The organism is Mycobacterium sp. PTI7, from assembly GCF_056679845.1.
The window spans coordinates 4,711,717-4,734,611 of the sequence record NZ_CM155252.1 but is presented as its reverse complement, the minus strand read 5'-3'; the positions used below and the strand labels follow the sequence as shown (position 1 = coordinate 4,734,611).

The window sequence follows — 22,895 nt, the reverse complement described above, 5'->3', positions numbered from 1 at the left end:
GGGTTTGGTGTGTTAAGTGGGTGAGTTCTGCAGGCGTCGCCGCCACGCGATGATGATGGGGACGAGGACGGTCTCGCCCACGGTCGCCGCGACGATGGCCGGATGTGGCCGCCCGTGCTGACGCCAGGACAGCAGCCGGACCGCGCCGCCGACGGCCACCGTCGCGAGGACGGTCGTCGTGGCCGGCGACCGGTCGACGCGCCCGAGTTCGGTCCACAGCGTCAGGCCCGCGGCGACCTTGAAGGTGTTGGCGTAGCGGAACGCGCTGTCGACGGTGGGGAGGACGGCCGGCGAGCCGCCGGGAACGGCGCGTGGACCGAGCAGTGCCTCGCCGAGTCCGCTGAGGACGGGTAGGACGGCGAACGCGCCTATCGTCCGTTGCAGCGGCCTCAGGTTGCGGGTGGTCACGAGAGGAACGCCAGCGTCTCTGCGACGAATTCGTCGTGGTACTGGAAGATGCCGCCGTGCCCGGCATCCGGGTAGATCACCAGCTTGGCGTCGGGGATCCGCGACGCGAGGTCGTGCGAGTTGGAGGTGGGCACCATCCGGTCGTGGTCGCCGTTGGCCACCAGGACGGGCTGCCCGATGGTGCTCAGATCGGCCGGTGCCGCGGTGCCCCACGAGTGAATGGCCTTGAGCTGCGTGCGGAAGGCCCCGATCGCGATCGACTCGTCGCGGTCGGACTTCCGTTCCTTCAGACGCGCGACGAACTTCTTCGACTCGGCCTTGCCGTGTGCGGTCTTGGTGAAGAAGAGGTTCTCCTTGGGGTCCTTGAACGTCAGGGTCGCCTTGACGCTGTCGCTGATCGTCACCCCGGTGACCTTGTCGATGCCGACGCCGCCGGCAGGGCCCGTGCCGGCCAGGATGAGCCTGCGGACCAGGCGCGGCTCGCGCGCCACGATCACCTGGGCGACCATCCCGCCGAGCGAGAACCCGAGCAGATCGACCTCGTCGAAGCCCAGCGCGCGGATGAAGGCGATGGCGTCGGTGGCCATCGCCTCGACGGTGTCGGGCGTCGTGCCGGTCGAGGCGCCGATTCCACGGTTGTCGAACGTGATGACCCGGTGCTGCGCGGCGATGCCGTCGACCACCCGGGGATCCCAGTTGTCGAGGACGGCGGCCAGGTGGTTCAGCAGGATCACCGGTACGCCGCTGCGCGGCCCGAGGTCACGGTAGGCGAACGTGACGCCGGCGGCGGTCACGGTCTTGGTCGGAATGCGTTCGTGTCTCTCGGCCATGCACTCGCTCCTCGGTCGATCGGTCGGACTCAGGTACACCGTCCGGTTTACCATGGCGACCGTACACGCCGGTGGCCCGAAGGTAAACTCATCGGTACACTTCAGCCATGAGTGAAGCTGCCGATGATCCGACGGCCCCCGCCCGCGGCGGTCGCGGCGCACGCAAGCGCATCGTCGAGGCGGCCATCGACCTGTTCTACCGGGAGGGCATCAACGCCACCGGCGTGGAGAAGCTCGCCAATGAGGCGTCCGTATCGAAACGTACTCTCTATCAGCACTTCCCGAGCAAGACCGCCGTCGTCGAGGAGTATCTCGGCCAGATCCGGCAGCACGTGGGGGATCCGATCCACCCGAGTGCCGACGACGCCCGGCGATCGCCGCGTGCCCGAATCCTGGCGCTGTTCCCCACCCCGTCGTCGAGCGGACACATGCGGGGCTGTCCCTTCCACAACGCCGCCGTCGAGGCGGGCGAGGAGATGCCCGAGATCCACGAGATCGTCCAGGAGCACAAGCGGCAGTACATCGCCGGACTCGCGAGGCTGGCCAAACAGGCCGGCGCCGAGAACCCGCGGCTGCTGGCAAATCAACTGGCCGTGCTGTTCGAGGGGGCGGCCGCACTGTCGACGTCGTTGGACGATCCGGCGCCGTGGACCCATGCCCGGAAGGCGGCGCAGACCCTCGTCGACGCCGCCACCGGCAGTCGCTAGGGCTTCACCTTAATGACCGTCGTGCACTAGCGGGCTCAGCCGGCCAGGGATTCGGTTGCAGCGGCGAAGGATTGATCGGCTCGGGCGCGGTCGTCGCCCAGACCGACGATGACGTCGACCGCCAGCGGTCCGAGGACGTGGGTGAGCCCGTGCCCCTCCTGGCCGAAGAAGCCCGCCAGTTCGAGCATGACGGCGCCGTGGACCAGGCTCCACAGCCGGCCGGCGACGTTCAGTTCACCGTCGTCGCGGATGCGGTCCGCCGCGACCATTCTCCGCACGGCGGTGCGCAACGCCTCGAATGACTCGGCCCATTCCGCACGATTCGTGACACCGCCGGTGCTCGTCACGTCGGTGCGGTGCCCCGCCACCGTTGCCGGTGCCGCGGAGCCGAAGATGAGTTGGTAGCGCTCCGGATTGGCCAAGGCGAACGCCCGGTAGGCGTTGCCCATCACGAAGAAGTCGGCGACCGGGTCGTCGGTCTGTCCGGCGTCGGTCAGCGCGTGCGTGAAGCGCGCGAACGCCTCGCTGGCAACGGCATCGATCACGCCGGTCATCCCGCCGAAGTGGGTGTAGACGGCCATTGTCGACGTGCCCACCTCCGCGGCGAGGCTCCGCACGCTGAGCGATTGCAGGCCGTCGCGTTCGAGGAGGCGCATCCCGCCCTCGACCAATCGTGCCCTGACGTCGCTCACCCTTGCGATGTTGCCATAACGCTGTTATAAACGGGGTATCAATAACGCTGTTATGGAGGGTTCGTCATGACCAACCGCTACCTCGAGGGACCGAACACGCCGATCGACGAGGAAATCACGCTGACCGACCTCGAGGTGTCCGGCTCGATCCCCGACTTCCTGGACGGCCGCTACCTGCGCAACGGCCCGAACCCGATCGGAGAGATCGACCCCGAGCTGTACCACTGGTTCGTCGGCGACGGCATGGTGCACGGGCTGCGGATCCGCGGCGGCAAGGCCGAGTGGTACCGGAACCGGTGGGTGCGCGGCCCGCACGCCACCCGCCTGCTCGGCGAGGAGCGGCGGACCGGACACACCGGGATCTCCGCGCTCGGCGCCAACACCAACGTGATCGGGCACGCCGGCAAGACGGTCGCGCTGGTCGAGGGTGGCGTCGCCAACTACGAACTGACCGACGAACTCGACACGGTCGGACCGTGCGACTTCGACGGCACGATCACCGGCGGATACACCGCACACCCGAAGCGCGACCCGGAGACCGGCGAGCTGCATGCCGTCTCCTACAACATGTACCGCGGCAACACCGTGCAGTACTCGGTGATCGGCGTCGATGGCCGGGCGCGTCGCACCGTCGACATCGAGGTCACGGGCAGTCCGATGATGCACGACTTCTCGCTGACCGAGCGACACGTCGTGTTCTACGACCTGCCGGTCACCTTCGACGGTCGCCAGGCCGCGGAGATGACGGTGCCCCGCGGATTGCGATTGCCGGCCCGGCTCCTGCTGTCGGCGTTGATCGGTCGCGTCCGCATTCCCGACCCGATCAGCGCGCGGACCCCGATGAAGATGAGCGCCGACCGCCGGTTCCCGTACTCGTGGAACCCGCGGTATCCGGCGCGGGTCGGCGTGATGCCGCGCGACGGCGGCAGCGCCGACGTGCGCTGGTTCGACGTGGAACCCTGCTACGTCTTCCACCCGATGAACGCCTACGACGACGGCAACACGGTCGTGCTCGACGTGATCCGCCACCCGAAGATGTTCGACACCGACCACCTGGGACCGAACGAGGGCCCGCCGACGCTGGACCGCTGGACGGTCGACCTCGCCGACGGCAAGGTGCGTGAGTCGCGGATCGACGACCGCGGCCAGGAGTTCCCGCGCGTCGACGAGCGGCTCGTCGGCAAGCGGCACCGCTACGGCTACGCGCCCGCGGTCGGCGAGGGCACCGGCGGGACCGGCACGCTGCTCAAGCACGACTTGGTCGGCGGGAACAGCCAGGCCCGGTCCTTCGGGGTGGACAAGTCGCTGGGCGAGTTCGTCTTCCACCCGTCCGCGCCGGACGCCGACGAGGACGACGGCGTGCTGATGGGCTACGTCTACGACCGACCGACCGACCGCAGCGAGCTGGCGATCCTGGACGCCCGGACCCTGGATACGGTGGCCGCGGTCAAGCTGCCGCACCGGGTGCCCGCCGGCTTCCACGGCAACTGGGTGCCGACGGCGGGTTAGCCGATCACGATGTCGCTCTGAGAGGTCTGCCGTGGACATATATCCACGGCGACGCTCTCAGCGCGACATCGTGTCGGGGCTACGGCCTTCCTCGTCCAGGATCTCGCGGCTGCGACGGAGCACGTCGAGTTGGGCGACGTTGTACAGCTCCGTGATGGCCTCGGCGATGGTGTCCGCGGCGAACCGCGCGCCCCGCGGGGCGTCCGTTCGGGATTCGCGCAGGCCGGGGTGTGCGGCGTACAGCGCGCGGATGTAGGGGGCCATGCGTTCGGCGAGGTCGCGACGGGTCTCCTCGTCGGCGTCGGCCGGCAGGTCGTCGAACGCCGAGGCCGTCGGCTCCGGTGGGGAGTTGCTCAGCAGGTCGGCGTAGACCCGCAGGCCCTCCGGTCCCAGCACCCGGGTCAGGACGACGACCAGTGAGCGATCGGCATCCGACAGCGAGGCGACGGCGTCCGGCGGCACGAACTCCGCCGGGAGGTCCGTGGGCGCGGAGGTCGCCAGCAGCACGCCCACCTCGGCGCGTGCACGCTGCAACCGCTCGATGGTGCCGGCGAGTTCGGCGTCGAGGGCGAGCAGGGCCTCCCTCGGATGGTGGTCGTCGTCGTCGAGTTCCGCGATCTGCGGGAGCGACAGGCCGAGGTCCGTCAGGCGCCTGATCCGCACCAGCCGGACGAGGTGGGGCACTCCGTACTGCTTGTAGCCGTTGGAGCGGCGCTCGGGCTCGGCCAGCAGACCGACCTGGTGGTAGTGCCGCACCGCCCGCACGCTGGTGCCGGCGAGTTCGGCGATCTCACGGGTACTCCACGCCACGGTGCCATTCTGGATCATCGCCGGGTTTGACCATGCCGCAGCGTCCGGGTGTGTGCTCCACGCATGACTTCGCAACCGCACGATCCCGCCCGCGACGAGCCGGTCACGCTCCTGGACCGCATGGGAGGTGTGTCGGGCCTGGTAGCGGGTGCCGTGCCCGCCGTCGCGTACGTGATCGCCAATGCCATCGCAGGTCTGGACGTCGCGGTCGTGGTGGCCGTCTCGGCGAGTGTCGGACTGATCGTGCTGCGCAGGGTGCGGGGGCAGTCGATCCAGCCCGCCGTGTCCGGTCTGCTCGGGGTGGTCGTCGCGGCGCTGATCGCGTTCTACACCGGCTCGGCCGAGGGCTACTTCCTGCCGGGCATCTGGGCGAGCCTCGTCACGGCCGTGGTCTGCGCGGTGTCGATCCTGGTGCGTCGGCCCATCGTCGGTGTCATCTGGAATGCGCTGACCAGCCGCGGGTCGGCGCGGCCGTGGCGTTCCGACCGGGTCACGCTGCGGGCGTTCGACGTCGCGACCCTCGCGTTCACGGCGGTGTTCGTCGCGAGGTTCGTCGTCCAGGACTGGCTCTACGACGCCGGTTCGACCGGATGGCTGGCGTTCGCGCGGATCGCGATGGGCTATCCGCTGCTGGGGCTGGCGCTCCTCGTGACGTACTGGGCGGTGCGGCGGGCTCGCCGGCTCGGCGCGGTCGACGCTCCGGTGCAGGTCGTCGCGTAGCACCCGCCGCTTCTACTGGTGCAGCGCGCTGCCCTTCACCCACTCGGTCCACGGCAGCGTCCAGTCGCCGTTCTGGTCGAGCCGCAGCGGCACACCGCCGGTGTTGCGCACCTCGACCACGTCGCCGGGCTGGGAGAAGCCGTAGAACCACTCGGCGTTCTCGCTGTTGAGGTTCAGGCAGCCGTGGCTGGTGTCGGTGTTGCCCTGCGCCCACACCGTCGAGTTCAGCTGGTGCAGGTAGATGCCGTCGCTGCTGATCTGGGTGGCCCAGGGGATGGTCTCGCGGTAGCCGAGCCGGCTGTTGACCGGCAGGCCGAACGTCGAGGAGTCCATGATCACCGGGTTGGCCTTGCCGATGACGGTGTAGACGCCGGGCGGGGTCCAGAAGCTCAGCGTGGTGCCGTCGATGGTCTCGGTGCCACCCATGCCCATCGACGTCGGCATGGTCCGCACCAGCTTGCCGTTGTCGAAGACGCTCACCTGCTTGGTGGTGTCGTCGGCGATGGACACGTGCGAGTCGCCGATCCGGAACGACACCTGCTCGTCCTGCTCGCCGTAGAGGTCGTCGCCGAGCTGGGCGCCGTACAGGTCGGCCGCCACCCGAACGGTCGTGCCCGGCGCGTAGTACTTCTCGGGACGCCAGTGCGCGGTCTGGTCGTCGACCCAGTACCAGCTGCCCTTGACCTTCGGCGACGTGGTGACCTTCAGGTTCTTCTCCGCGACCACCTTGTCGGCGATGGGTTCGTCGAAGTGCGCGACCACGACCATGCCGATGCCGTACGTGCCGCCGTCCTGGATGGGCGTGTAGCCGACCGTGTTGAGGTACACCCGGGTCTGGTCGCCAGGGGTCAGCGTGGTGAAGCTCGACGTCTGACGCGTGGGCATGCCGCCGGGCCCGCGTCCCGAGACGGTCAGGGTGTAGGTGCGCCCGTAGCCGAGCTGCACCGTCGGCTTCCACGCCGTGCCGTCCGGGGTGACGACGCCGGGGATCTCCTTGCCTGCGTCGTTCACCATCTCGACGCTCTGCACGGCGCCGCGCGTGGCCGAGACGAGCACGCGCGCGCCGGGGTTGACGTCGACCGCACCCGGGGCGGGGATCAGGTTCAGCGCCGCGGGCTCGGTGGGGGACGGCGGCGCGGGGGCGGAGGCGGGTCGAGCCTCGGACGCCGTCGTCGTCTGGCACGAGCCGGCGCAGGCCGGGGCGCTGGCGACGACGAAGCCGCCGGTGAGTGCGAGCACCGCGAGCAGGCCTGCCAGGTAGGCGCCGCGGGCATGGCGAAGGGACGTCAACGGGTCTCCAGGGAGTCGGCGAGGGCCGGGGCCATCGGCGGCCGATCGGATGACTGCATCCTAGGGGATGCGGCCCGACACCGGTGACCACGACGACCGCTCCGGGGCCGAGTAAAGTCGCTGCCCGTGAGTAGGTTTCGGGTGGCACGCCCCCTGGTCGTCGCGGCGGCGCTGGTCGCCGGCGGGCTGGCGTCGGCCGCGCCCGCGAGTGCGGGGTGCGAGGACCGTGGCCGGGTGCAGTACTGCGACCAGCCGGAGCGTCCGGACGGCACCTGGGACCGCTGCCGGATCTTCATCGGCTACGGCGTGAGCGGCATCGGCGACTACCAGCCCACGCAGATGCGCTGCTATCCGATCAACCCGAACAAGCTCTGGTGGGGCGGCGAGCCGCCGTACCACATCGATCCCTGACGTAGCGGGCTCGCCTACCACGCCGAGGGTGGCGGTACCAGAGGGCGAACCTCGGAAGTTGCTGTGAACGGCGCACATTCGCCCACGCAGGCGTCCCGCCCGGTGTTGTGGAGAACGGTCCGGTGTCGTACCGTCAAGCTCGTTGTTTAGCCATCCTAGAGGAATCTCCGTGACGTCCAGTGCCGGTTGCCGCCCGTGAAAGGGTCACGCGCGCAGCGTGTCTCGCTCGGGCGGCGAATCGCCAGGCGCTGGATGCTCATCGTCGCGGTGGTCGTGGTCGTCGTCGCGGGCTTCGCCGTCTTCCGGCTGCAGGGCATCTTCGCCTCGCAGGACGTCACCTCCACGCCCAATGGCGCCGACAGCGACATCGTGCCGTTCAACCCCAAGCACGTGGTCCTCGAGGTGTACGGCCCGCCAGGAACGGTCGCGACCATCACGTACCTCGACGTCAACGCGCAACCGCAGCGCGCCGACGACGCCACCCTGCCGTGGGCGTACGACGCGACCACCACTCAGCCCGCCGTCTTCGTCAACGTGTCGGCGCAGGGTGACGGCGACTCGATCGGCTGCCGCATCAAGATCGACGACGTCGTCAAGGACGAGAGATCGGTGACCACCCTGAACGCCTTCACCTACTGCCTGGACAAGTCCGGATGAGCACCCGCCGCATCCCGGACGTCATCCGCCGGTTCTCGGTGCCGATCGCCCTGTTCTGGCTCGCGCTCGCCGTGCTGACCAACGTCTTCGTGCCTCAGCTGGAGACCGTCGCCGAGGCGCACAACGTCTCGCTGAGTCCGCAGGACGCGCCGTCGCTGCAGGCGAGCAAGCAGATCGGCAAGGTGTTCGACGAGTTCGACTCCGACAGCTCGGCGATGATCGTGCTGGAGGGCGACCAGCCGCTCGGCGCCGACGCCCACCGGTACTACGACGGCCTGGTCGACGAACTCGAGAAGGACACCAGGCACGTCGAGCACGTCCAGGACTTCTGGGGTGATCCGCTGACCGCCGCGGGCTCGCAGAGTTCCGACGGCAAGTCCGCGCTGGTGCAGCTGTACCTCGCCGGCAACCAGGGCGAGTCGCTGGCCAACGAGTCGGTCGACTCCGTACGCCAGATCGTCGCCGACACCCCGCCGCCTCCGGGGCTCAAGGCGTACGTCACCGGCGCGGCGCCGCTGGTCACCGATCAGTTCGAGGTGGGAAGGCACGGCACCCTCAAGACGACGTTGATCACGCTCGGCGTCATTGCGGTGATGCTGTTCTTCATCTACCGCCGCCTCACCACGGTGTTCCTGGTGATCTTCACGGTGATGATCGAGCTGACCGCGTCGCGCGGCGTCGTCGCCGTCCTCGCGAACGCCGGGATCATCGAACTCTCGACGTACTCGACGAACCTGCTGACGCTGCTCGTCATCGCGGCCGGCACCGACTACGCGATCTTCCTACTCGGCCGCTTCCACGAGGCCCGCTGGGCCGGGGAGGACCGCATCACGGCGTTCACGTCGATGTACCACGGGACCGCGCACATCATCCTGGGCTCGGGCCTCACGATCGCCGGCGCCGTGCTGTGCCTGAGCTTCACGCGGCTGCCGTACTTCCAGAGCCTCGGCGTCCCGGCCGGCATCGGCGTGCTCGTCGCGGTAGTGGCCGCGCTGACGCTGGCGCCCGCGCTGCTGGTCATCGGTCGCCACTTCGGCCTGTTCGAGCCCAGCCGGCCCATGCGCACCCGCGGCTGGCGCCGCATCGGGACGGCCATCGTCCGCTGGCCCGGCCCGATCCTGGTGGCGACGGTGGGCATCGCGCTGATCGGGCTGCTCGCCCTGCCCGGCTACCAGACCAGCTACGACGCCCGGCCGTACCTGCCCTCGACGGCGCCGGCCAACGTCGGCTACACCGCGGCCGAGCGACACTTCTCGCAGGCGCGACTCAACCCCGAATTGCTCGTCGTCGACGCCGACCACGACCTCCGGAACCCCACCGACATGATCCTGCTCGAGCGCGTCGCCAAGGCGGTCTTCCACACCGACGGCATCGCGCAGGTGCAGTCGATCACCCGCCCGCTCGGCACGCCCCTGGACCACACGTCGATCCCGTTCCAGATCAGCGCGAGCAGCGCGTCGCAGATCAACAACCTGCCGTTCCAGCAGGCCCGCGGCAGCGACCTGCTCAAGCAGGTGGACGTCATCAACGACTCGATCGAGACGCTGCGGCAACAGTATGCGCTGCAACAACAGTCGAGCGCCGCGACCGACGAGCAAACCCGGGCCTTCCAGCAGACCGTCGCGACCGCCGAGGACCTGCGCGACAAGATCGCGAACTTCGACGACTTCTTCCGCCCCATCCGCAGCTACTTCTACTTCGAACCGCACTGCTTCGACATCCCGGCCTGCGCTGCCATCCGGTCGCTGTTCGACGCGCTCGACGGCATCGACGCCCTGACCGACCAGCTGAAGAACGTCTCCGGCAGCATCGCCAATCTCGATGCGCTGCAACCGAAGCTGCTGGCGCTCATCCCGCCGCAGATCGCGAACCAGCAGACCAATCGCGATCTGACGCTGACCAACTACGCGACGACGTCGGGCATCAACGACCAGACCGAGGCGGCGCTGAAGAACTCGACCGCACTGGGCCAGGCGTACGACGCGTCGAAGACCGACGACTCGTTCTACCTACCGCCGGAGGCGTTCAGCAACCCGGAGTTCCTGCGCGGGCTCAAGCTGTTCCTGTCGCCCGACGGCACGGCGGCGCGGATGATCGTCACCCACGAGGGCGATCCCGCGACGCCCGAGGGCATCTCGCACATCGAGGCCATCCGCCATGCCGCGCAGGGTGCCGTCAAGGGCACCCCACTCGGCGGGTCCAAGATCCTCATCGCGGGAACTGCCGCCACCTACAAGGACATTCAGGACGGCGCGAAGTACGACCTGATCATCGCCGCGATCGCGGCGATGAGCCTGATCCTGCTCGTCATGATGTTCATCACCCGCAGCATCGTCGCCGCGCTCGTCATCGTCGGCACGGTCGCGCTGTCGCTGGGGGCGTCGTTCGGCTTGTCGGTGCTCATCTGGCAGGACCTGCTCGGCATCGACCTGTACTGGATCGTGTTGGCGCTGGCCATCATTCTGCTGCTGGCGGTCGGATCCGACTACAACCTGCTGCTGATCTCCCGGTTCAAGGAGGAGATCGGTGCGGGCCTCAACACCGGCATCATCCGGGCGATGGCGGGGTCCGGCGCGGTGGTGACGGCCGCCGGCCTGGTGTTCGCGGCGACGATGGCGTCATTCGTCTTCGCGGACCTGCGGATCCTCGGCCAGATCGGCACGACGATCGCGCTGGGTCTGCTGTTCGACACCCTCATCGTGCGGTCCTTCATGACGCCGGCGGTCGCCGCGCTGCTGGGCCGCTGGTTCTGGTGGCCGCTCAAGGTGCGCCAGCGTCCCGTCCCTCGACCGTTCCGGACGGGCGACGACGGCCGCCAACTCACGCTGTGGGACGACGACCCGACGGTTGCCGGTACGCCCCGACACGCGCGTTAGCGGCCGGCGGTCACCACGTCGCGGGACTGCTCGGCGAGGGTCAGTCGCTTCCCAAGGCGCGCGACCTTGCGGAGCTGCACCGCCATGTTGATCGACGTGAGCATCGGGATGCCGCCGATGAAGGTGCGGAAGGACGGGTCGCCGCCGTGGACGTGCAGGATGTAGAGGCAGCCCACCACGTAGAAGAAGCCGAGGGTGAACAGCGCGGCCGGTATCGCGTACGCCAGCGGTGAGCGGGCGTCGTCGACCAGTTCGGCCGCATAGTCGTATTCGTCCCGTGTCAGGGGTTCTCGCTTGCGGACCTTGGCGAGCACCGCCTTGTGTGCTCCGACCTGGTCACCGAGCGGGTGCGACGTCCGTCGTTCCAGCCGGCCGACGTAGACGAAGACGCAGGTGGCGAAGACGGCTTCCATGACGCCCGCGAAGATCGTCAGGTCGCCCCAGGGACCGAGGTTCATGCCCGAAAACGTTACCTTCCCTAAGCACCCGCTGCTGATACTCACAGGAAGGTGACAGGGGAGGCGGACCGCCTCAGCTGAAGCGGACGTTCAGCGTCGCCAGCCCGAAGATCTTCCGGCCCGCGGACTTCGCGGCGACGATGATGACGCCGGTGCGGGTCTCGGGGTCCAGGCTCTTGATGCGTCCGCTGTACTCGATGACCGCGCCCTCGGCGGCGGTCACGATCGCGGGCTGGGACAGTCGCACGGCGTAGCGGGTGATGGCACCCGGGTCGCCCAGCCACGACGCCGCGTATCCGGCGCCCAACCCCATCGTCAGCATCCCGTGGGCGATGACGTCGGGTTGACCTGCGAGCCGGGCGATGTCGGCGTCCCAGTGCAGCGGATTGGCGTCACCGGCCACGCCGGCGTAGTTGACCAGGTCGCCGCGGGACAGCCGCCCCTCGTGCACGGGCAGCTCGTCGCCCACCTTGACGTCGTCGAAGGACGGCGAGCCCGGCGTGCGGGTGAGGCCGCCGTCGGCAATGTGGACGTCGCCCTCGGGGCGGGTGGCCTTCTCGAAGTCGCTGTGCGACTCGTCGCGGCCGAGCATGTTGACGTCGTGCATCATCACGCCCGCGACGGCCGCCCGGATCGCCGGATCCACGTCCTCGGGGGTGACGCCGACGACCGTGGTGTGCAGGGTGTGCACCCGCTCGCCCGCGGCGTCGGTGAACGTGTTGGTGACCGTGATCAGGTCCCGGCCCGCCATCCGCCGCACCGAGGCCAGTTCGACGTCGGTGTGCAGGAGGTCACCGGCCACGATCGGTCGGTGCTGCTCGAAGACCTCTTCGGTCTGCAAGTACATGTCGTAACCGATGACCACCGATTCGAACATCTTCTGGTTGCAGACCATCGCCGGCGCCGACGTGAAGGTCAGCGGCGCGACCAAGCCGGCGTAGCCGAGCTTCTCGGCTTCGGGGAGGTCCCAGTGCGCGGGGTGATAGTTCTGCACCGCGCGGGCGAACTCGCGGACGCGCTCGTGGCCCACGAGATACGTGTCGTCTGCCTGGTAGTAGTGGCCGACCCGGGATTCGAGTTCCGACGCCTCTGCTGCTGTGGTCACGGGATCGTCCTCATCGAAGGTGCTCAACACTTGCCGATCGGCTCGTACTCACGTGCCGACCCCAGCACATTAACGCGCGGCGCGCTCGTCACTAAACGGCGATGCGTGCGCGTGGGCACCTCCAGCCACCCGATCGGTGGCCTACAGGTCGTCGGAGAAGTCCGCGGTCATCCAGCGATCGGGGCGCACGGTGAACATCACGTTGCCCACGTCTCGCATCGACTCCATGAAGGCGTGGCCGCCGTCCTCGCCCAGGTAGCGGACCGCGATGGCCAGGCCGAGGTCCGGCGGCGTAGGTGTCGTCGTGTCGACGACGGTGCCCTCGACGACGACGTACTGGTAGGGCGGTTCCTCGCGCTGGACGACCAGTGTCACGACGCCCGCCTCCCGGATCAGTCGCGCCTTGCGCGAGGAGGCTCCGGTGCTGATCCGGATGAGACCGTCGGCGTAGTCGTACCAGATCGGCACGCTGGCCGGCGGCCGACCGTTGTCGGCTGCCACCGACAGCACGGCGACACGGACGTCCTGGAGGAACTGCTGGCGGTCCTGCTCGGAGAAGGCCTTCATCCCCCGGGCAACGCGGCTGCTCGGCGGGGCTATTCCCGCGCCGTCAGACGGTGAACCCGCCGTCGACGTTCCAGTGGGCGCCGGTCACGAATCCGGACTCCGGGCCGGCCAGGAAGCTGACGATGGCGGCGACGTCCGTCGTGTGGCCGTAACGGCCGAGCGGCATGATCTGCTTCAGGCTCTCGGGGAAGTCGCCCCCGTCGTCGGGGTTGGCATCGGTGTCGATGGGGCCCGGTTGCACGTTGTTGACGGTGATGCCGCGCGGTCCGAGTTCGCGGGCGAGGCCGCGCGTGAACGACGACACCGCGCCCTTGGTCAGGGCGTACACCGACAGGCCCGGTCCCGGTACGCGGTCGGCGTTGATGCTGCCGATGTTGATGATCCGTCCGCCGTCGGCGAGGTGCGGTACCGCGGTCTGGGTCGTCCAGAACATGCCGCCGACGTTGACGGCGATCATCCGGTCGTACTGCTCGGCGGTGTAGTCCTCGATGGCGGCGATGGTGACCGACGCCGCGTTGTTGACGACCACGTCTAGGCCGCCCAGCTCGCCGACCGCCCGCTCGACCGCGGCCACGTTCTGGGCAGGATCGGCGGCATCGGCCTGGATGGCCACCGCGGTGCCGCCGGCGGCGGTCACGTCGGCGACGAGCTTCTCGGCGTCGGCCGCCGACGCGGCGTAGGTGAAGGCGACGGCGGCGCCGTTACTGGTCAGCCGCCGGACGATCTGCGCGCCGATGCCGCGCGACCCGCCGGTGACGAGGGCCCGCTTGCCGGCCAGGGGTGTGGTGCTCATCGCGAACGACCTCTCAGTGAATTACGAACCGTAGTGTTACTTATTACGCTGGATCAAGCCGGTATGGGGCCAACCCATTCCCCACGTGACCGGCATCACACGGAGGTGGTCGTCAATGGCAGTCGGGAGGCCGCGCGAGTTCGACCCCGCCGAGGTCGAGGAGCAGGCGATGAAGCTGTTCTGGGAGCGCGGGTTCGACGCCGTCTCGATCTCCGACGTCACCGCCGCCACCGGCGTCAACCGCCGCAGTGTCTACGCCGAGTTCGGGTCGAAGGAGCAGCTGTTCGAGCGGGCGATGCGGCGCTACCTCGCCGGGCCGGGTGGTTACATGGCCGCGGCGATCGCCCTGCCGACGGCCCGCGAGGTCGCCGAGGCGATGCTGCACGGCGCCGCCGAGACGGTCAGTGGCGAGACGCGGGGATGCCTCACGGTCGGCCGCGCCCCGGGACTCGCCGAACTGCGCGAGGCCACGGTGCACCAGCTCGCCACGCGGTTCGACGCCGCGATCGACGCCGGTGAACTGGCAGGCGCCGACGCGACGGAGCTGGCCCGGTGGATCGCGGCGGTGTGCCAGGGGATCGCGATCCAGTCGCGCAGCGGAGCGAGCCGCGCCGAGTTGCACGCCGTCGCGGACCGGGCGATGGCCGGCTGGCCCGGCACGTGACGGCCCGTGATGCACGGACTCTCGCACCCGTGGCGATCGCCGTGGTCCTCGCGGTGGCCGCAAGCATCGCGGTCCAGGTTCTCGAGGACGTCACGACCCGGGTGGCCATCGGCGCCGTGGTGACCGCGGCGCTGCTCGCCTTCGGCGTCCTACTGCGGCGACGACCAGGATGCGAGGGTCCGGCAGACGCCGTGCTGGCGCTTGGCGCCGTCTCGGTGTTCGGATGGGCCTCCGCCATCATCACAGCGAACGAGGCAGTGGCGCACTGGATCTCGACCGCGTCGCTCCCGGCGGTGTTCCTCCTGGTGAACTCCACCAAGCTGATCTCGGTGGCGGTGCTGCTGGCGATTGCCGTCGGTTACCGATGGTCACCGCGGCGGCTCCTCGTCACCAGGGGCGAACTGAACGCACCGACCGGCGTTCCGGGACTGCGGTGGTCGGTGGCGGGACCGCTGGTGATCGTCGTCGTCTCCGTCCTCTTCCTCACCGATCCCGCCGTACTGGACGGGGCGCACGGCGCCGATGGTCTCGTCGGCGTCCTGCTGGGCGCACTTCCCCTGCTCGTCGCCGGGCCGTTCGTGAACGCCGTGTCCGAGGAACTGCTCTACCGCCATGCGCTGATCGGCACGACGAGATCCGTCACCGGGCCCTGCGTCGCACTGATCCTGTCGTCGGTGATCTTCGGCCTCGGCCACGTCACGGGGAGCCCCGGAGGTGTGACCGGCGTGCTCTTCACCTTCGTCTTCGGTCTCGTCACGGGATTGGCGATGCTGCAGAACCGGGGCACCGCCTGGAACACCACCATCCACTTCTTCGCGGACCTCGCCGCGATCACGGGCATCGTCATCCTCGGGGCGACGTAGTCGCGTCTCCTGTCGAACGCGGGGCGGACAGTAGGCTCGCGGCGTGACCGGCGATCCCCGCCCCGAACTCCAGCGTGACGCCGAGCGGACCCGTGCCGACCTCCTCGCCGTCGCCACCGAGGTGTTCGCCGAGTCCGGCTATTCGGGTGCGCGGGTCGACGAGATCGCCGAGCGGACACGCACCACGAAGCGGATGATCTACTACTACTTCGGCGGCAAAGAGGGCCTGTACATGGCCGTGCTCGAGAGCGCCTACCGCGGTATCCGCGAGGCCGAGCAACGACTTCGGGTGGACCACGTCGATCCGGTGGACGCGATGCGCAAGCTGGCGGAACTCACCTTCGACCACCACCTCGACCATCAGGCCTTCATCCGGCTGGTGGCGATCGAGAACATCCACCGCGGGGAGTACATCGGGCGGATCGACTCGCTGCGGAGTCTCGGTCAGCCGGCGACGTCGCTGCTCGACGAGATCCTCGCCCGCGGCCACGAGCAGGGTGTGTTCCGTGCCGACGTCGAGGCGCTCGACGTGCACCTGCTGATCAGTTCCTACTGCGTGTTCCAGGTGGCGAACCGCTACACCTTCGGCTTCCTGTTCGACGTGGACTTCGCCGAGCCGGAACGGCGCGCCCACCTGCGGCGCATGATCGGCGACGTCGTCGTCGGGTGGCTCACCACGCGCTGACGAGCGAGCCGGCTCACACGATCTGCTTGACGAGACGTGGGACACAGTGCTTCACTTTTACGAACGTACTAGTTCGTACATTGATGGGAGCGGTGACGTGGTGGTGCACAGCCCGTACCTGGTCGGCCTCGTCGGACAGGGCGTCGGCCCGTCGCTGACCCCCGCACTCCACATGGCCGAGGGCCGCGCCCATGGCCTCGACTACGTCTACCGGACCATCGACCTCGCGTCCGTCGGCCTCGACGCCGACCGCATCGGCGACGTCCTGACGTGGGCGCGTGCCCTCGGGTTCGACGCGCTGAACGTCACCCACCCGTGCAAGCAGTCGGTGATCCCGCACCTCGACGACCTCGACGACGGCGCGAAGGCGCTGGGTGCGGTGAACACGGTGGTGTTCGGGCCGACCGGCACCGTCGGGCACAACACCGATGCGCCCGGCTTCGGCACGGGTTTCCACGAGGGGCTGCCCGGCGCGGCCACCTCCCACGTGGTGCTGCTCGGCGCCGGGGGAGCGGGTGCCGCGGTGGGCCACGCGCTCCTCGACCTGGGCGCCGAACACCTCATGATCGTCGACCTCGACGTCGACCGGGCCACGGCGCTGGCGGGCGAACTCGCCACGCGGCACCGCGATGCGCGCGTCGACGCGTCGGCATTCGACAAGCTCTCGATCCTGTTGCCGCACAGCGATGGCGTAGTGCACTGCACGCCCACCGGCATGGCCGACCACCCCGGCATGCCGTTCGACGAGGCTCTCCTGCACCCCGACCTGTGGGTCGCGGACATCGTCTACCGGCCCCTCGACACCGCACTGCTCACCGCCGCCCGTCGGGCCGGCTGCCGGACCCTCGACGGCGGACACATGGCCGTCCACCAGGCGGCCATAGCCTTCCAGCTGATCACCGGTATCACCCCGGACGCCGACCGCATGTCACGCCACTTCCGCACGCTCGCAACGTAATCGGCAGCACCCGTTCGACAACGATCCCATTCGACGTCTATCCCATTCAACGAGGAATGTAGGAGGAACCCATGAGCATCACCGACAGCACCCCACCCGACGGCGTCCCCGCCGCCGCACCCGAACGGACGCCGAAGAAGGCCGCACTGGCCAGCTTCATGGGCAGCGCCGTCGAGTACTACGACTTCTTCGTGTTCGGCTTCGTCGCAGCGCTGGTGTTCCCGAAGGTCTTCTTCCCCGAGGGCAACGAGACCGTCGCGCTCGCACAGTCGTTCGCGACGCTCGGTGTCGCCTATCTCGCGCGGCCGATCGGTGCGTTCGTGATCGGTCACTTCGGTGACCGCATCGGGCGCCGGAACGTCCTGATGTTCACGCTCATCCTCATGGGCGCATCGACGTTCGCCATCGGCTGCCTCCCGACCTACGAGACGGTCGGGGTGCTCGCACCCATCCTCCTGGTGACGTGTCGACTGCTGCAGGGCTTCTCGGCCGCGGGCGAGCAGGCCGGTGCCAGCTCGCTGACGCTCGAGCACTCGCCGGACGGGCGCCGCGCGTTCTTCACGTCGTGGACGCTCACCGGTACGCAGGGCGGTCTGATCCTCGCCTCACTCGTCGTCATCCCTGTCGTCGCACTTCCCGACGAGGACCTGTACTCCTGGGGCTGGCGAGTTCCGTTCTGGCTCAGCGCCTTCGTCGTCGTGGTCGCGTACTTCATCCGCCGCCGGCTGCACGAGACGCCCGAGTTCGAGGACGCCAAGGCCGCGGGCACCATCGCCAAGATGCCGCTGGCGCCGCTGATGCGCAATCACTGGCGTGACGTGCTGCGCGTCATCTTCTGCGCGATGATCGCCGCCGTGTCGACGGTGTTCGCCAACCTCGCCATCGCCTACGGCAAGAAGATGGGCCTGAACGCCGACGAGACGCTGTGGCTGGTCGTGGTCGCCAACATCGTGGCCCTCGGCACGCAACCGCTGTTCGGCAAGCTCGCCGACCGGATCGGCCGCAAGCCCGTGTTCATCTATGGCGCGCTGTCCTCGGCGGTACTGATGCCCTTCTACCTGCTGTCGATGAGCGGCGGCAACGACCTGCTGATGTTCGCGCTGGCGATCGCGACGTTCTCGTTCGGCTACGCGGCCGCCAACGCCGTGTGGCCGTCGTTCTACGGCGAGATGTTCGCCACCCGGGTCCGGTTCTCCGGGTTGGCGATCGGCACGCAGCTGGGCTTCCTGGTCGCCGGTTTCGCCCCGGCCATCGTCACCGCACTCGGCGGTGTGGAGGAAGGTGGCTGGGTGGTCATCAGCATCTTCACCGCCGTCGTCTGCCTCATCGCCACGGGCGCCGCCCTGACGGCCAAGGAGACGAAGGACGTCCCGACCGCGGACCTGGGCGAGAAGACGCCCGCCACCGCGCGCAATCTCGTCGACCACTGAGGAGGCACCGTGCAGACCGACTCCGACAGCGCGATCGCCGACCAGCAGGCGGTCAGCGCCGAGATCGAGGCGATCGCGGCCGAGTACGAGCGCGCCGGGGTCGAGGAGACGCAGCCCCGGCTCGACTATCGGCCGTATCGCAGCAGCCTGCTGCGATACCCGACGAAGGACCTGCACCAGGTCGACCCGGAGGGCGTCGAGCTGTGGACGCCGTGCTTCTCGGAACGCGACGTCAACCCGCTCGAGGCCGACCTCACCATCCAGCATGGCGGTGAGCCGATCGGCGAGCGGATGGTGGTGACCGGCCGGGTGGTCGACGGCGACGGCCGGCCGGTGCGGCGCCAGCTCGTCGAGATCTGGCAGGCCAACGCGGGCGGTCGGTACATCCACCAGCGCGACCAGCATCCCGCGGCGATCGACCCGAACTTCACCGGTGTGGGTCGCTGCCTGACCGACGACGACGGCACCTACCGGTTCACCACCATCAAACCGGGCCCGTACCCGTGGAAGAACCACCGCAACGCCTGGCGGCCGGCGCACATCCACTTCTCGCTGTTCGGCACGGAGTTCACGCAACGGATGATCACCCAGATGTACTTCCCGAACGATCCGCTCTTCCCGCTCGACCCGATCTACCAGGCCGTCACCGACCCGAAGGCCCGCGACCGGCTGGTCGCCACCTACGACCACGACGTCACCACCCACGAGTGGGCGACCGGGTACCGCTGGGACGTCGTGCTCAGCGGCGCCTCGCGGACGCCCGTGGAGGAGGACCGATGACCAGCGCCCAGACCGCCACCCCGGGCCAGACCGTCGGCCCCTTCTTCGGCTACGCCCTCCCGTTCGACCGGTGCCACGAACTGGTGCCGCCGGGGTCGCCGAACGCCGTCCAGCTGTCCGGGATCGTCACCGACGGCGCCGGCCGGCCCGTCCCCGACGCGCTGCTGGAGATCTGGCAGGCCGACGCCGACGGCACGGTGCCCCGGTCCGCCGGCTCGTTGCGCCGGGACGGCTTCACCTTCACCGGGTGGGGGCGGGCGAGTACCGGCGACGACGGCCGGTACTCCTTCTCCACCGTGATCCCCGGCCCCGTCCAGCCGGGGGCAGCGCCGTTCATCCTGCTCACCGTGTTCGCCCGCGGCCTGCTCAATCGACTGTTCACCCGCGCCTACGTCCCGGGCGACCACCTGAGCGGGGACCCACTGCTGGCGTCGCTGCCACCCGAGCGCCGCGAGACGCTGATCGCCACCCGCGACGCGAGCGGACTGCGCTTCGACGTCCAGTTGCAGGGTCCGCGCGAGACCGTCTTCCTCCGCTACCCCGGGCAGCAGCGGTGACGGACCTGTTCTGGCCGGGCGACCACCTCGCCGGCGACCTGATGAGCGACGAGGCGTTCCTCGCCGCGATGGTCGCCGTCGAGCAGGCGTGGCTCGGCTGCCTCGTCGACGCCGGGATCGCCCCGGCGGAGGCTCGGACCGAACTGACCGTCGCGGACGGCGATGCCGAGACGATCGCGCGCCGCGCCGACGTCGACGGCAACCCCGTCAGCGCGCTGGTCGCCATCCTGCGCGACCGCTCGGACGAGACGAGGGCGCGCTGGCTGCACCGCGGTCTGACGAGTCAGGACGTGCTCGACACGGCGGTGGTCATCTGCGTCCGCGACGTGCTCATCAGGGTCGGCGTCGAATGCGCCGCGCAGGTGCGGGCACTCGTCGACCTCGCCGAACGGCACCGCGACACACCGGCCCTCGCGCGGACGCTCACCCAGGCGGCACTGCCCAGCACGCTGGGCGCCAAGGTCGCACGCTGGCTCGACGGCGTGCTCGACGCGGCGGAGCCGCTGGCCGGCCTGCGGACGTCGCTGCCCGTCCAGATCGGCGGCGCGGTCGGCACACTCGCCGCCACGACCGAACTCGCCGGCTCCGTCGACCGGGCACTCGCACTGAGCGACGCGCTGGCCGACGAACTGGTCCTGGCGCCGGCGCTGCCGTGGCACACGACGCGCGCACCGATCACCCGGATCGGGAATGCGCTGGTGAGCTGTTGCGACGCCTGGGGACACGTCGCCGCCGACGTCGCGACGGGCAGCCGCCCCGAAATCGGGGAACTCGCCGAGGGCAGCGGCGGCGGGTCGTCCACCATGCCGCACAAGAACAATCCGGTGCGCTCGGTGCTGATCCGCCGCGCCGCGATCACCGCGGGCCCGCTCGGCGCCACACTGCACGCCGCGTCGGCCGGCAGCGTCGACGAGCGCTCCGACGGCGCGTGGCATGCGGAATGGGCCACGCTGCGGACCCTGGCGCGACGCACCGTGGTCGCCGCCGCGCACACCTCCGACCTCGTCACGGGACTCCGGATCGACGAGTCCCGCGTCGCAGCCAACCTCGCCGCCGCAGACGGTCTCTACGCAGAACAGCAGACGATGAGCGAATTGGCCGGTCGCCCGGCGCGTTCCGACTACACCGGTGCCGCCGATCGCTTCGTCGAGGCCACGCTGACCCGCGCCCGCCGCTTCCTCGAGGAGTCCTCGTGACCGTTCCCGCGCTCGCCACCGTCGACTTCCGCGGACCCGACGACGGCCCGCTGATCCTGCTCGGCCCGTCGCTGGGCACGTCGGCCGCCACCCTGTGGGGCGCGGTCGCCGACCGGCTCGTCCCGCACGCCCGTGTCGTCGGCTGGGACCTACCCGGCCACGGCCGCGGTGCACCGGCCACGGACTTCTCGATCGCCGACCTCGCCGCCGCCGTACTCGCCGTCGCGGATCAGGCCGGCGCCGAGACCTTCCACTACGCAGGCGATTCCGTGGGTGGCGCCGTCGGCCTGCAGGTGCTCCTCGACGCGCCGGGCCGGGTGAGCACCGCGACGCTGATGTGCACCGGCGCGGTGATCGGCACACCGGACGGCTGGCACGAGCGCGCCGCCACCGTCCGCGCCGACGGCATCGCCCCGATGGTCGCCACCTCGCCGCAGCGCTGGTTCGCGGCGGGCTTCGTCGAGCGGCACCCCGGCGTCACCGCCGCACTGCTCGACGGACTGAGCCACACCGATCCGGAGTCCTACGCGTCGGCGTGCGAGGCGCTGGCCGACTTCGACGTCGCACCGCGACTGCGCGAGATCACCGCACCCGTGCTCGCGATCGCGGGCCGCGACGACGTGCCCACCCCGCCGGAGTCGTTGCAGCGCATCGCGGACGGAGTGCAGAACGGTGAGATCGTCGTGCTGGACGGCGTGGGCCACCTCGCGCCGGCGGAGGCACCCGACCGGGTCGCGGCGCTGATCGCGGAGAACGTGGGACTGCCGACGTCTCCGACCTCCGGCACCCTGGACGACGTCCACCGGGCCGGCATGGCGGTCCGGCGCGAGGTGCTCGGCGACGCCCACGTCGACCGGGCCGTGGCCGCCACCACCGACCTGACCGCCGACTTCCAGCGCATGATCACCGAGTACGCCTGGGGCGGCATCTGGACCAGGCCCGGGCTGGACCGTCGCAGCCGCTCGATGATCACGCTGACGGCCCTGATCGCGCGCGGCCACCACGAGGAGTTCGTCATGCACCTGCGCGCCGCGCGCCGCAACGGCCTGACGAACGACGAGATCAAGGAGCTGATCATGCAGACCGCGATCTACTGCGGCGTCCCCGACGCCAACTCCGCGTTCCGCATCGCCGCCGGTGTGCTGTCCGACTACGACGCCGAGGGCGGTGCCCGATGACGCTGATCACCGGTGTTCCGGCGGAGGCGGTGGCCGGCATCGCCGACGGATCGACCGTCCTGGTCGGCGGTTTCGGGATGGCCGGCATGCCCACGGTCCTGATCGACGCGCTCGTCGACCACGGCGCCACCGACCTGACGATCGTCAGCAACAACGCCGGCAACGGCGACACCGGCCTGGCCGCGCTGCTGGCCGCCGGACGGGTGCGCCGGATCATCTGTTCGTTTCCACGACAGCGTGATTCGTACGTCTTCGACGAGCTGTACCGCGCGGGCAGGATCGACCTCGAGGTGGTGCCGCAGGGCAACCTCGCCGAACGGATGCGGGCCGCCGGCGCCGGGATCGGGGCGTTCTTCTGCCCGACGGGCTTCGGCACCGACCTCGCCAAGGACAAGGAGACGCGCACCATCGACGGGCGCGACTACGTGCTCGAATACCCGATCCGGGGTGACGTGGCGCTGATCGGCGCCCATCGCAGCGACCGGATGGGCAACCTCGTCTACCGCAAGACGGCCCGCAACTTCGGGCCGGTCATGGCGACGGCCGCCGACCTGACCGTCGTCGAGGTGTCCGCCGTCGTCGACACCGGTGACATCGACCCGGAAGTGGTGGTGACGCCGTCCATCTACGTCGACCGGGTGCTCGACCTCGGCGCGGCGACCGCATCCATGTCGGAGGCCTCGTGACCATCGCACTCACCGTGTCGGAAACCGTCGAGAACCTCGACCGCGGCCCGCTCGGACGCGACGAG

General features: G+C 69.6%; 25 protein-coding genes. 16 read left to right on the top strand and 9 right to left on the bottom strand.

Features of this window, described 5'->3' with window-relative positions; all coding sequences use genetic code 11:
- Positions 1-12 precede the first annotated feature (12 nt).
- On the bottom strand, positions 13-408 hold the full coding sequence (locus AC1MEY_RS22910; protein WP_480227670.1) for a DUF4345 domain-containing protein: 396 nt from the start codon (positions 406-408) through the stop codon (positions 13-15).
- Complete coding sequence (locus AC1MEY_RS22905; protein WP_480227669.1) at positions 405-1,238, bottom strand: alpha/beta fold hydrolase; 834 nt, start codon at positions 1,236-1,238, stop codon at positions 405-407. The genes AC1MEY_RS22910 and AC1MEY_RS22905 overlap by 4 nt, the downstream gene beginning before the upstream one ends.
- Before the next feature lie 107 nt (positions 1,239-1,345).
- On the opposite strand from AC1MEY_RS22905, the gene AC1MEY_RS22900 reads away from it, so the two are divergent.
- Positions 1,346-1,945: a TetR/AcrR family transcriptional regulator gene (locus AC1MEY_RS22900; RefSeq protein WP_480227668.1), complete on the top strand. Its 600-nt coding sequence runs from the start codon at positions 1,346-1,348 to the stop codon at positions 1,943-1,945.
- 35 nt (positions 1,946-1,980) lie between these two features.
- On the opposite strand, the gene AC1MEY_RS22895 is transcribed toward AC1MEY_RS22900, so the two are convergent.
- On the bottom strand, positions 1,981-2,637 hold the full coding sequence (locus AC1MEY_RS22895) for a TetR/AcrR family transcriptional regulator (RefSeq protein ID WP_480227667.1): 657 nt from the start codon (positions 2,635-2,637) through the stop codon (positions 1,981-1,983).
- A gap of 66 nt (positions 2,638-2,703) precedes the next feature.
- Between AC1MEY_RS22895 and AC1MEY_RS22890 the strand changes: the two genes are divergently transcribed.
- Positions 2,704-4,146, top strand: a complete 1,443-nt coding sequence (locus AC1MEY_RS22890; protein WP_480227666.1) for a carotenoid oxygenase family protein — start codon at positions 2,704-2,706, stop codon at positions 4,144-4,146.
- A gap of 57 nt (positions 4,147-4,203) precedes the next feature.
- Here the strand turns inward: AC1MEY_RS22890 and AC1MEY_RS22885 are convergent, their stop codons facing one another.
- A complete protein-coding gene (locus AC1MEY_RS22885) occupies positions 4,204-4,974 on the bottom strand; it encodes a helix-turn-helix domain-containing protein (protein ID WP_480227665.1) in 771 nt (256 codons plus the stop codon).
- A 45-nt stretch (positions 4,975-5,019) separates the two neighbouring features.
- Here AC1MEY_RS22885 and AC1MEY_RS22880 point away from each other — a divergent pair, with 45 nt between their 5' ends.
- Complete coding sequence (locus tag AC1MEY_RS22880; RefSeq protein ID WP_480227664.1) at positions 5,020-5,676, top strand: DUF3159 domain-containing protein; 657 nt, start codon at positions 5,020-5,022, stop codon at positions 5,674-5,676.
- Positions 5,677-5,688: 12 nt separating this feature from the next.
- On the opposite strand, the gene AC1MEY_RS22875 is transcribed toward AC1MEY_RS22880, so the two are convergent.
- Positions 5,689-6,966 carry a L,D-transpeptidase gene (locus AC1MEY_RS22875; RefSeq protein ID WP_480227663.1) on the bottom strand — a complete coding sequence of 426 codons (1,278 nt, stop codon included), beginning with the start codon at positions 6,964-6,966 and terminating at the stop codon, positions 5,689-5,691.
- Positions 6,967-7,107: 141 nt separating this feature from the next.
- Here AC1MEY_RS22875 and AC1MEY_RS22870 point away from each other — a divergent pair, with 141 nt between their 5' ends.
- The 3 genes from AC1MEY_RS22870 to AC1MEY_RS22860 all read left to right on the top strand — a co-directional run bounded on the left by AC1MEY_RS22870 (position 7,108) and on the right by AC1MEY_RS22860 (position 10,910).
- Entirely contained in the window at positions 7,108-7,377 is a 270-nt protein-coding gene (locus AC1MEY_RS22870) for a CDGP domain-containing protein (RefSeq protein ID WP_480227662.1), read from the top strand.
- A gap of 252 nt (positions 7,378-7,629) precedes the next feature.
- Complete coding sequence (locus AC1MEY_RS22865; RefSeq protein WP_480227661.1) at positions 7,630-8,034, top strand: MmpS family transport accessory protein; 405 nt, start codon at positions 7,630-7,632, stop codon at positions 8,032-8,034.
- Positions 8,031-10,910 (top strand): MMPL/RND family transporter, encoded by a 2,880-nt coding sequence (locus tag AC1MEY_RS22860; protein ID WP_480227660.1) that lies wholly within the window; start codon positions 8,031-8,033, stop codon positions 10,908-10,910. The genes AC1MEY_RS22865 and AC1MEY_RS22860 overlap by 4 nt, the downstream gene beginning before the upstream one ends.
- On the opposite strand, the gene AC1MEY_RS22855 is transcribed toward AC1MEY_RS22860, so the two are convergent.
- The 4 genes from AC1MEY_RS22855 to AC1MEY_RS22840 form a co-directional block, all read right to left on the bottom strand.
- Complete coding sequence (locus AC1MEY_RS22855) at positions 10,907-11,368, bottom strand: hypothetical protein (RefSeq protein WP_480227659.1); 462 nt, start codon at positions 11,366-11,368, stop codon at positions 10,907-10,909. The two genes, AC1MEY_RS22860 and AC1MEY_RS22855, sit on opposite strands and share 4 nt — an antisense overlap.
- A gap of 73 nt (positions 11,369-11,441) precedes the next feature.
- Complete coding sequence (locus AC1MEY_RS22850; protein WP_480227658.1) at positions 11,442-12,473, bottom strand: fused (3R)-hydroxyacyl-ACP dehydratase subunits HadA/HadB; 1,032 nt, start codon at positions 12,471-12,473, stop codon at positions 11,442-11,444.
- A gap of 141 nt (positions 12,474-12,614) precedes the next feature.
- On the bottom strand, positions 12,615-13,040 hold the full coding sequence (locus AC1MEY_RS22845) for a pyridoxamine 5'-phosphate oxidase family protein (RefSeq protein WP_480227657.1): 426 nt from the start codon (positions 13,038-13,040) through the stop codon (positions 12,615-12,617).
- 43 nt (positions 13,041-13,083) lie between these two features.
- A complete protein-coding gene (locus AC1MEY_RS22840; RefSeq protein ID WP_480227656.1) occupies positions 13,084-13,833 on the bottom strand; it encodes a 3-oxoacyl-ACP reductase family protein in 750 nt (249 codons plus the stop codon).
- Between the two features lie 115 nt (positions 13,834-13,948).
- On the opposite strand from AC1MEY_RS22840, the gene AC1MEY_RS22835 reads away from it, so the two are divergent.
- The 10 genes from AC1MEY_RS22835 to AC1MEY_RS22790 all read left to right on the top strand — a co-directional run bounded on the left by AC1MEY_RS22835 (position 13,949) and on the right by AC1MEY_RS22790 (position 22,830).
- The gene (locus tag AC1MEY_RS22835) at positions 13,949-14,497 is read left to right on the top strand and encodes a TetR/AcrR family transcriptional regulator (protein WP_480227655.1); all 549 of its coding nucleotides are present in this window, start codon (positions 13,949-13,951) and stop codon (positions 14,495-14,497) included.
- A gap of 29 nt (positions 14,498-14,526) precedes the next feature.
- On the top strand, positions 14,527-15,360 hold the full coding sequence (locus AC1MEY_RS22830) for a CPBP family intramembrane glutamic endopeptidase (protein ID WP_480227654.1): 834 nt from the start codon (positions 14,527-14,529) through the stop codon (positions 15,358-15,360).
- 43 nt (positions 15,361-15,403) lie between these two features.
- On the top strand, positions 15,404-16,045 hold the full coding sequence (locus tag AC1MEY_RS22825; protein ID WP_480227653.1) for a TetR/AcrR family transcriptional regulator: 642 nt from the start codon (positions 15,404-15,406) through the stop codon (positions 16,043-16,045).
- A gap of 103 nt (positions 16,046-16,148) precedes the next feature.
- Positions 16,149-17,003 (top strand): shikimate dehydrogenase, encoded by an 855-nt coding sequence (locus AC1MEY_RS22820; protein WP_480231628.1) that lies wholly within the window; start codon positions 16,149-16,151, stop codon positions 17,001-17,003.
- A gap of 71 nt (positions 17,004-17,074) precedes the next feature.
- Positions 17,075-18,433: an MFS transporter gene (locus tag AC1MEY_RS22815; protein ID WP_480227652.1), complete on the top strand. Its 1,359-nt coding sequence runs from the start codon at positions 17,075-17,077 to the stop codon at positions 18,431-18,433.
- A 9-nt stretch (positions 18,434-18,442) separates the two neighbouring features.
- Complete coding sequence (gene pcaH / locus AC1MEY_RS22810) at positions 18,443-19,213, top strand: protocatechuate 3,4-dioxygenase subunit beta (RefSeq protein ID WP_480227651.1); 771 nt, start codon at positions 18,443-18,445, stop codon at positions 19,211-19,213.
- Positions 19,210-19,770, top strand: coding sequence for a protocatechuate 3,4-dioxygenase subunit alpha (gene pcaG / locus AC1MEY_RS22805; protein WP_480227650.1), 561 nt, complete (start codon positions 19,210-19,212; stop codon positions 19,768-19,770). The genes pcaH and pcaG overlap by 4 nt, the downstream gene beginning before the upstream one ends.
- Complete coding sequence (locus AC1MEY_RS22800) at positions 19,767-20,966, top strand: lyase family protein (RefSeq protein ID WP_480227649.1); 1,200 nt, start codon at positions 19,767-19,769, stop codon at positions 20,964-20,966. The genes pcaG and AC1MEY_RS22800 overlap by 4 nt, the downstream gene beginning before the upstream one ends.
- The gene (pcaDC, locus tag AC1MEY_RS22795; RefSeq protein WP_480227648.1) at positions 20,963-22,144 is read left to right on the top strand and encodes a bifunctional 3-oxoadipate enol-lactonase/4-carboxymuconolactone decarboxylase PcaDC; all 1,182 of its coding nucleotides are present in this window, start codon (positions 20,963-20,965) and stop codon (positions 22,142-22,144) included. Before AC1MEY_RS22800 ends, pcaDC begins: the two co-directional genes overlap by 4 nt.
- Positions 22,141-22,830, top strand: coding sequence for a 3-oxoacid CoA-transferase subunit A (locus tag AC1MEY_RS22790; RefSeq protein ID WP_480227647.1), 690 nt, complete (start codon positions 22,141-22,143; stop codon positions 22,828-22,830). The genes pcaDC and AC1MEY_RS22790 overlap by 4 nt, the downstream gene beginning before the upstream one ends.
- Positions 22,831-22,895 lie beyond the last annotated feature (65 nt).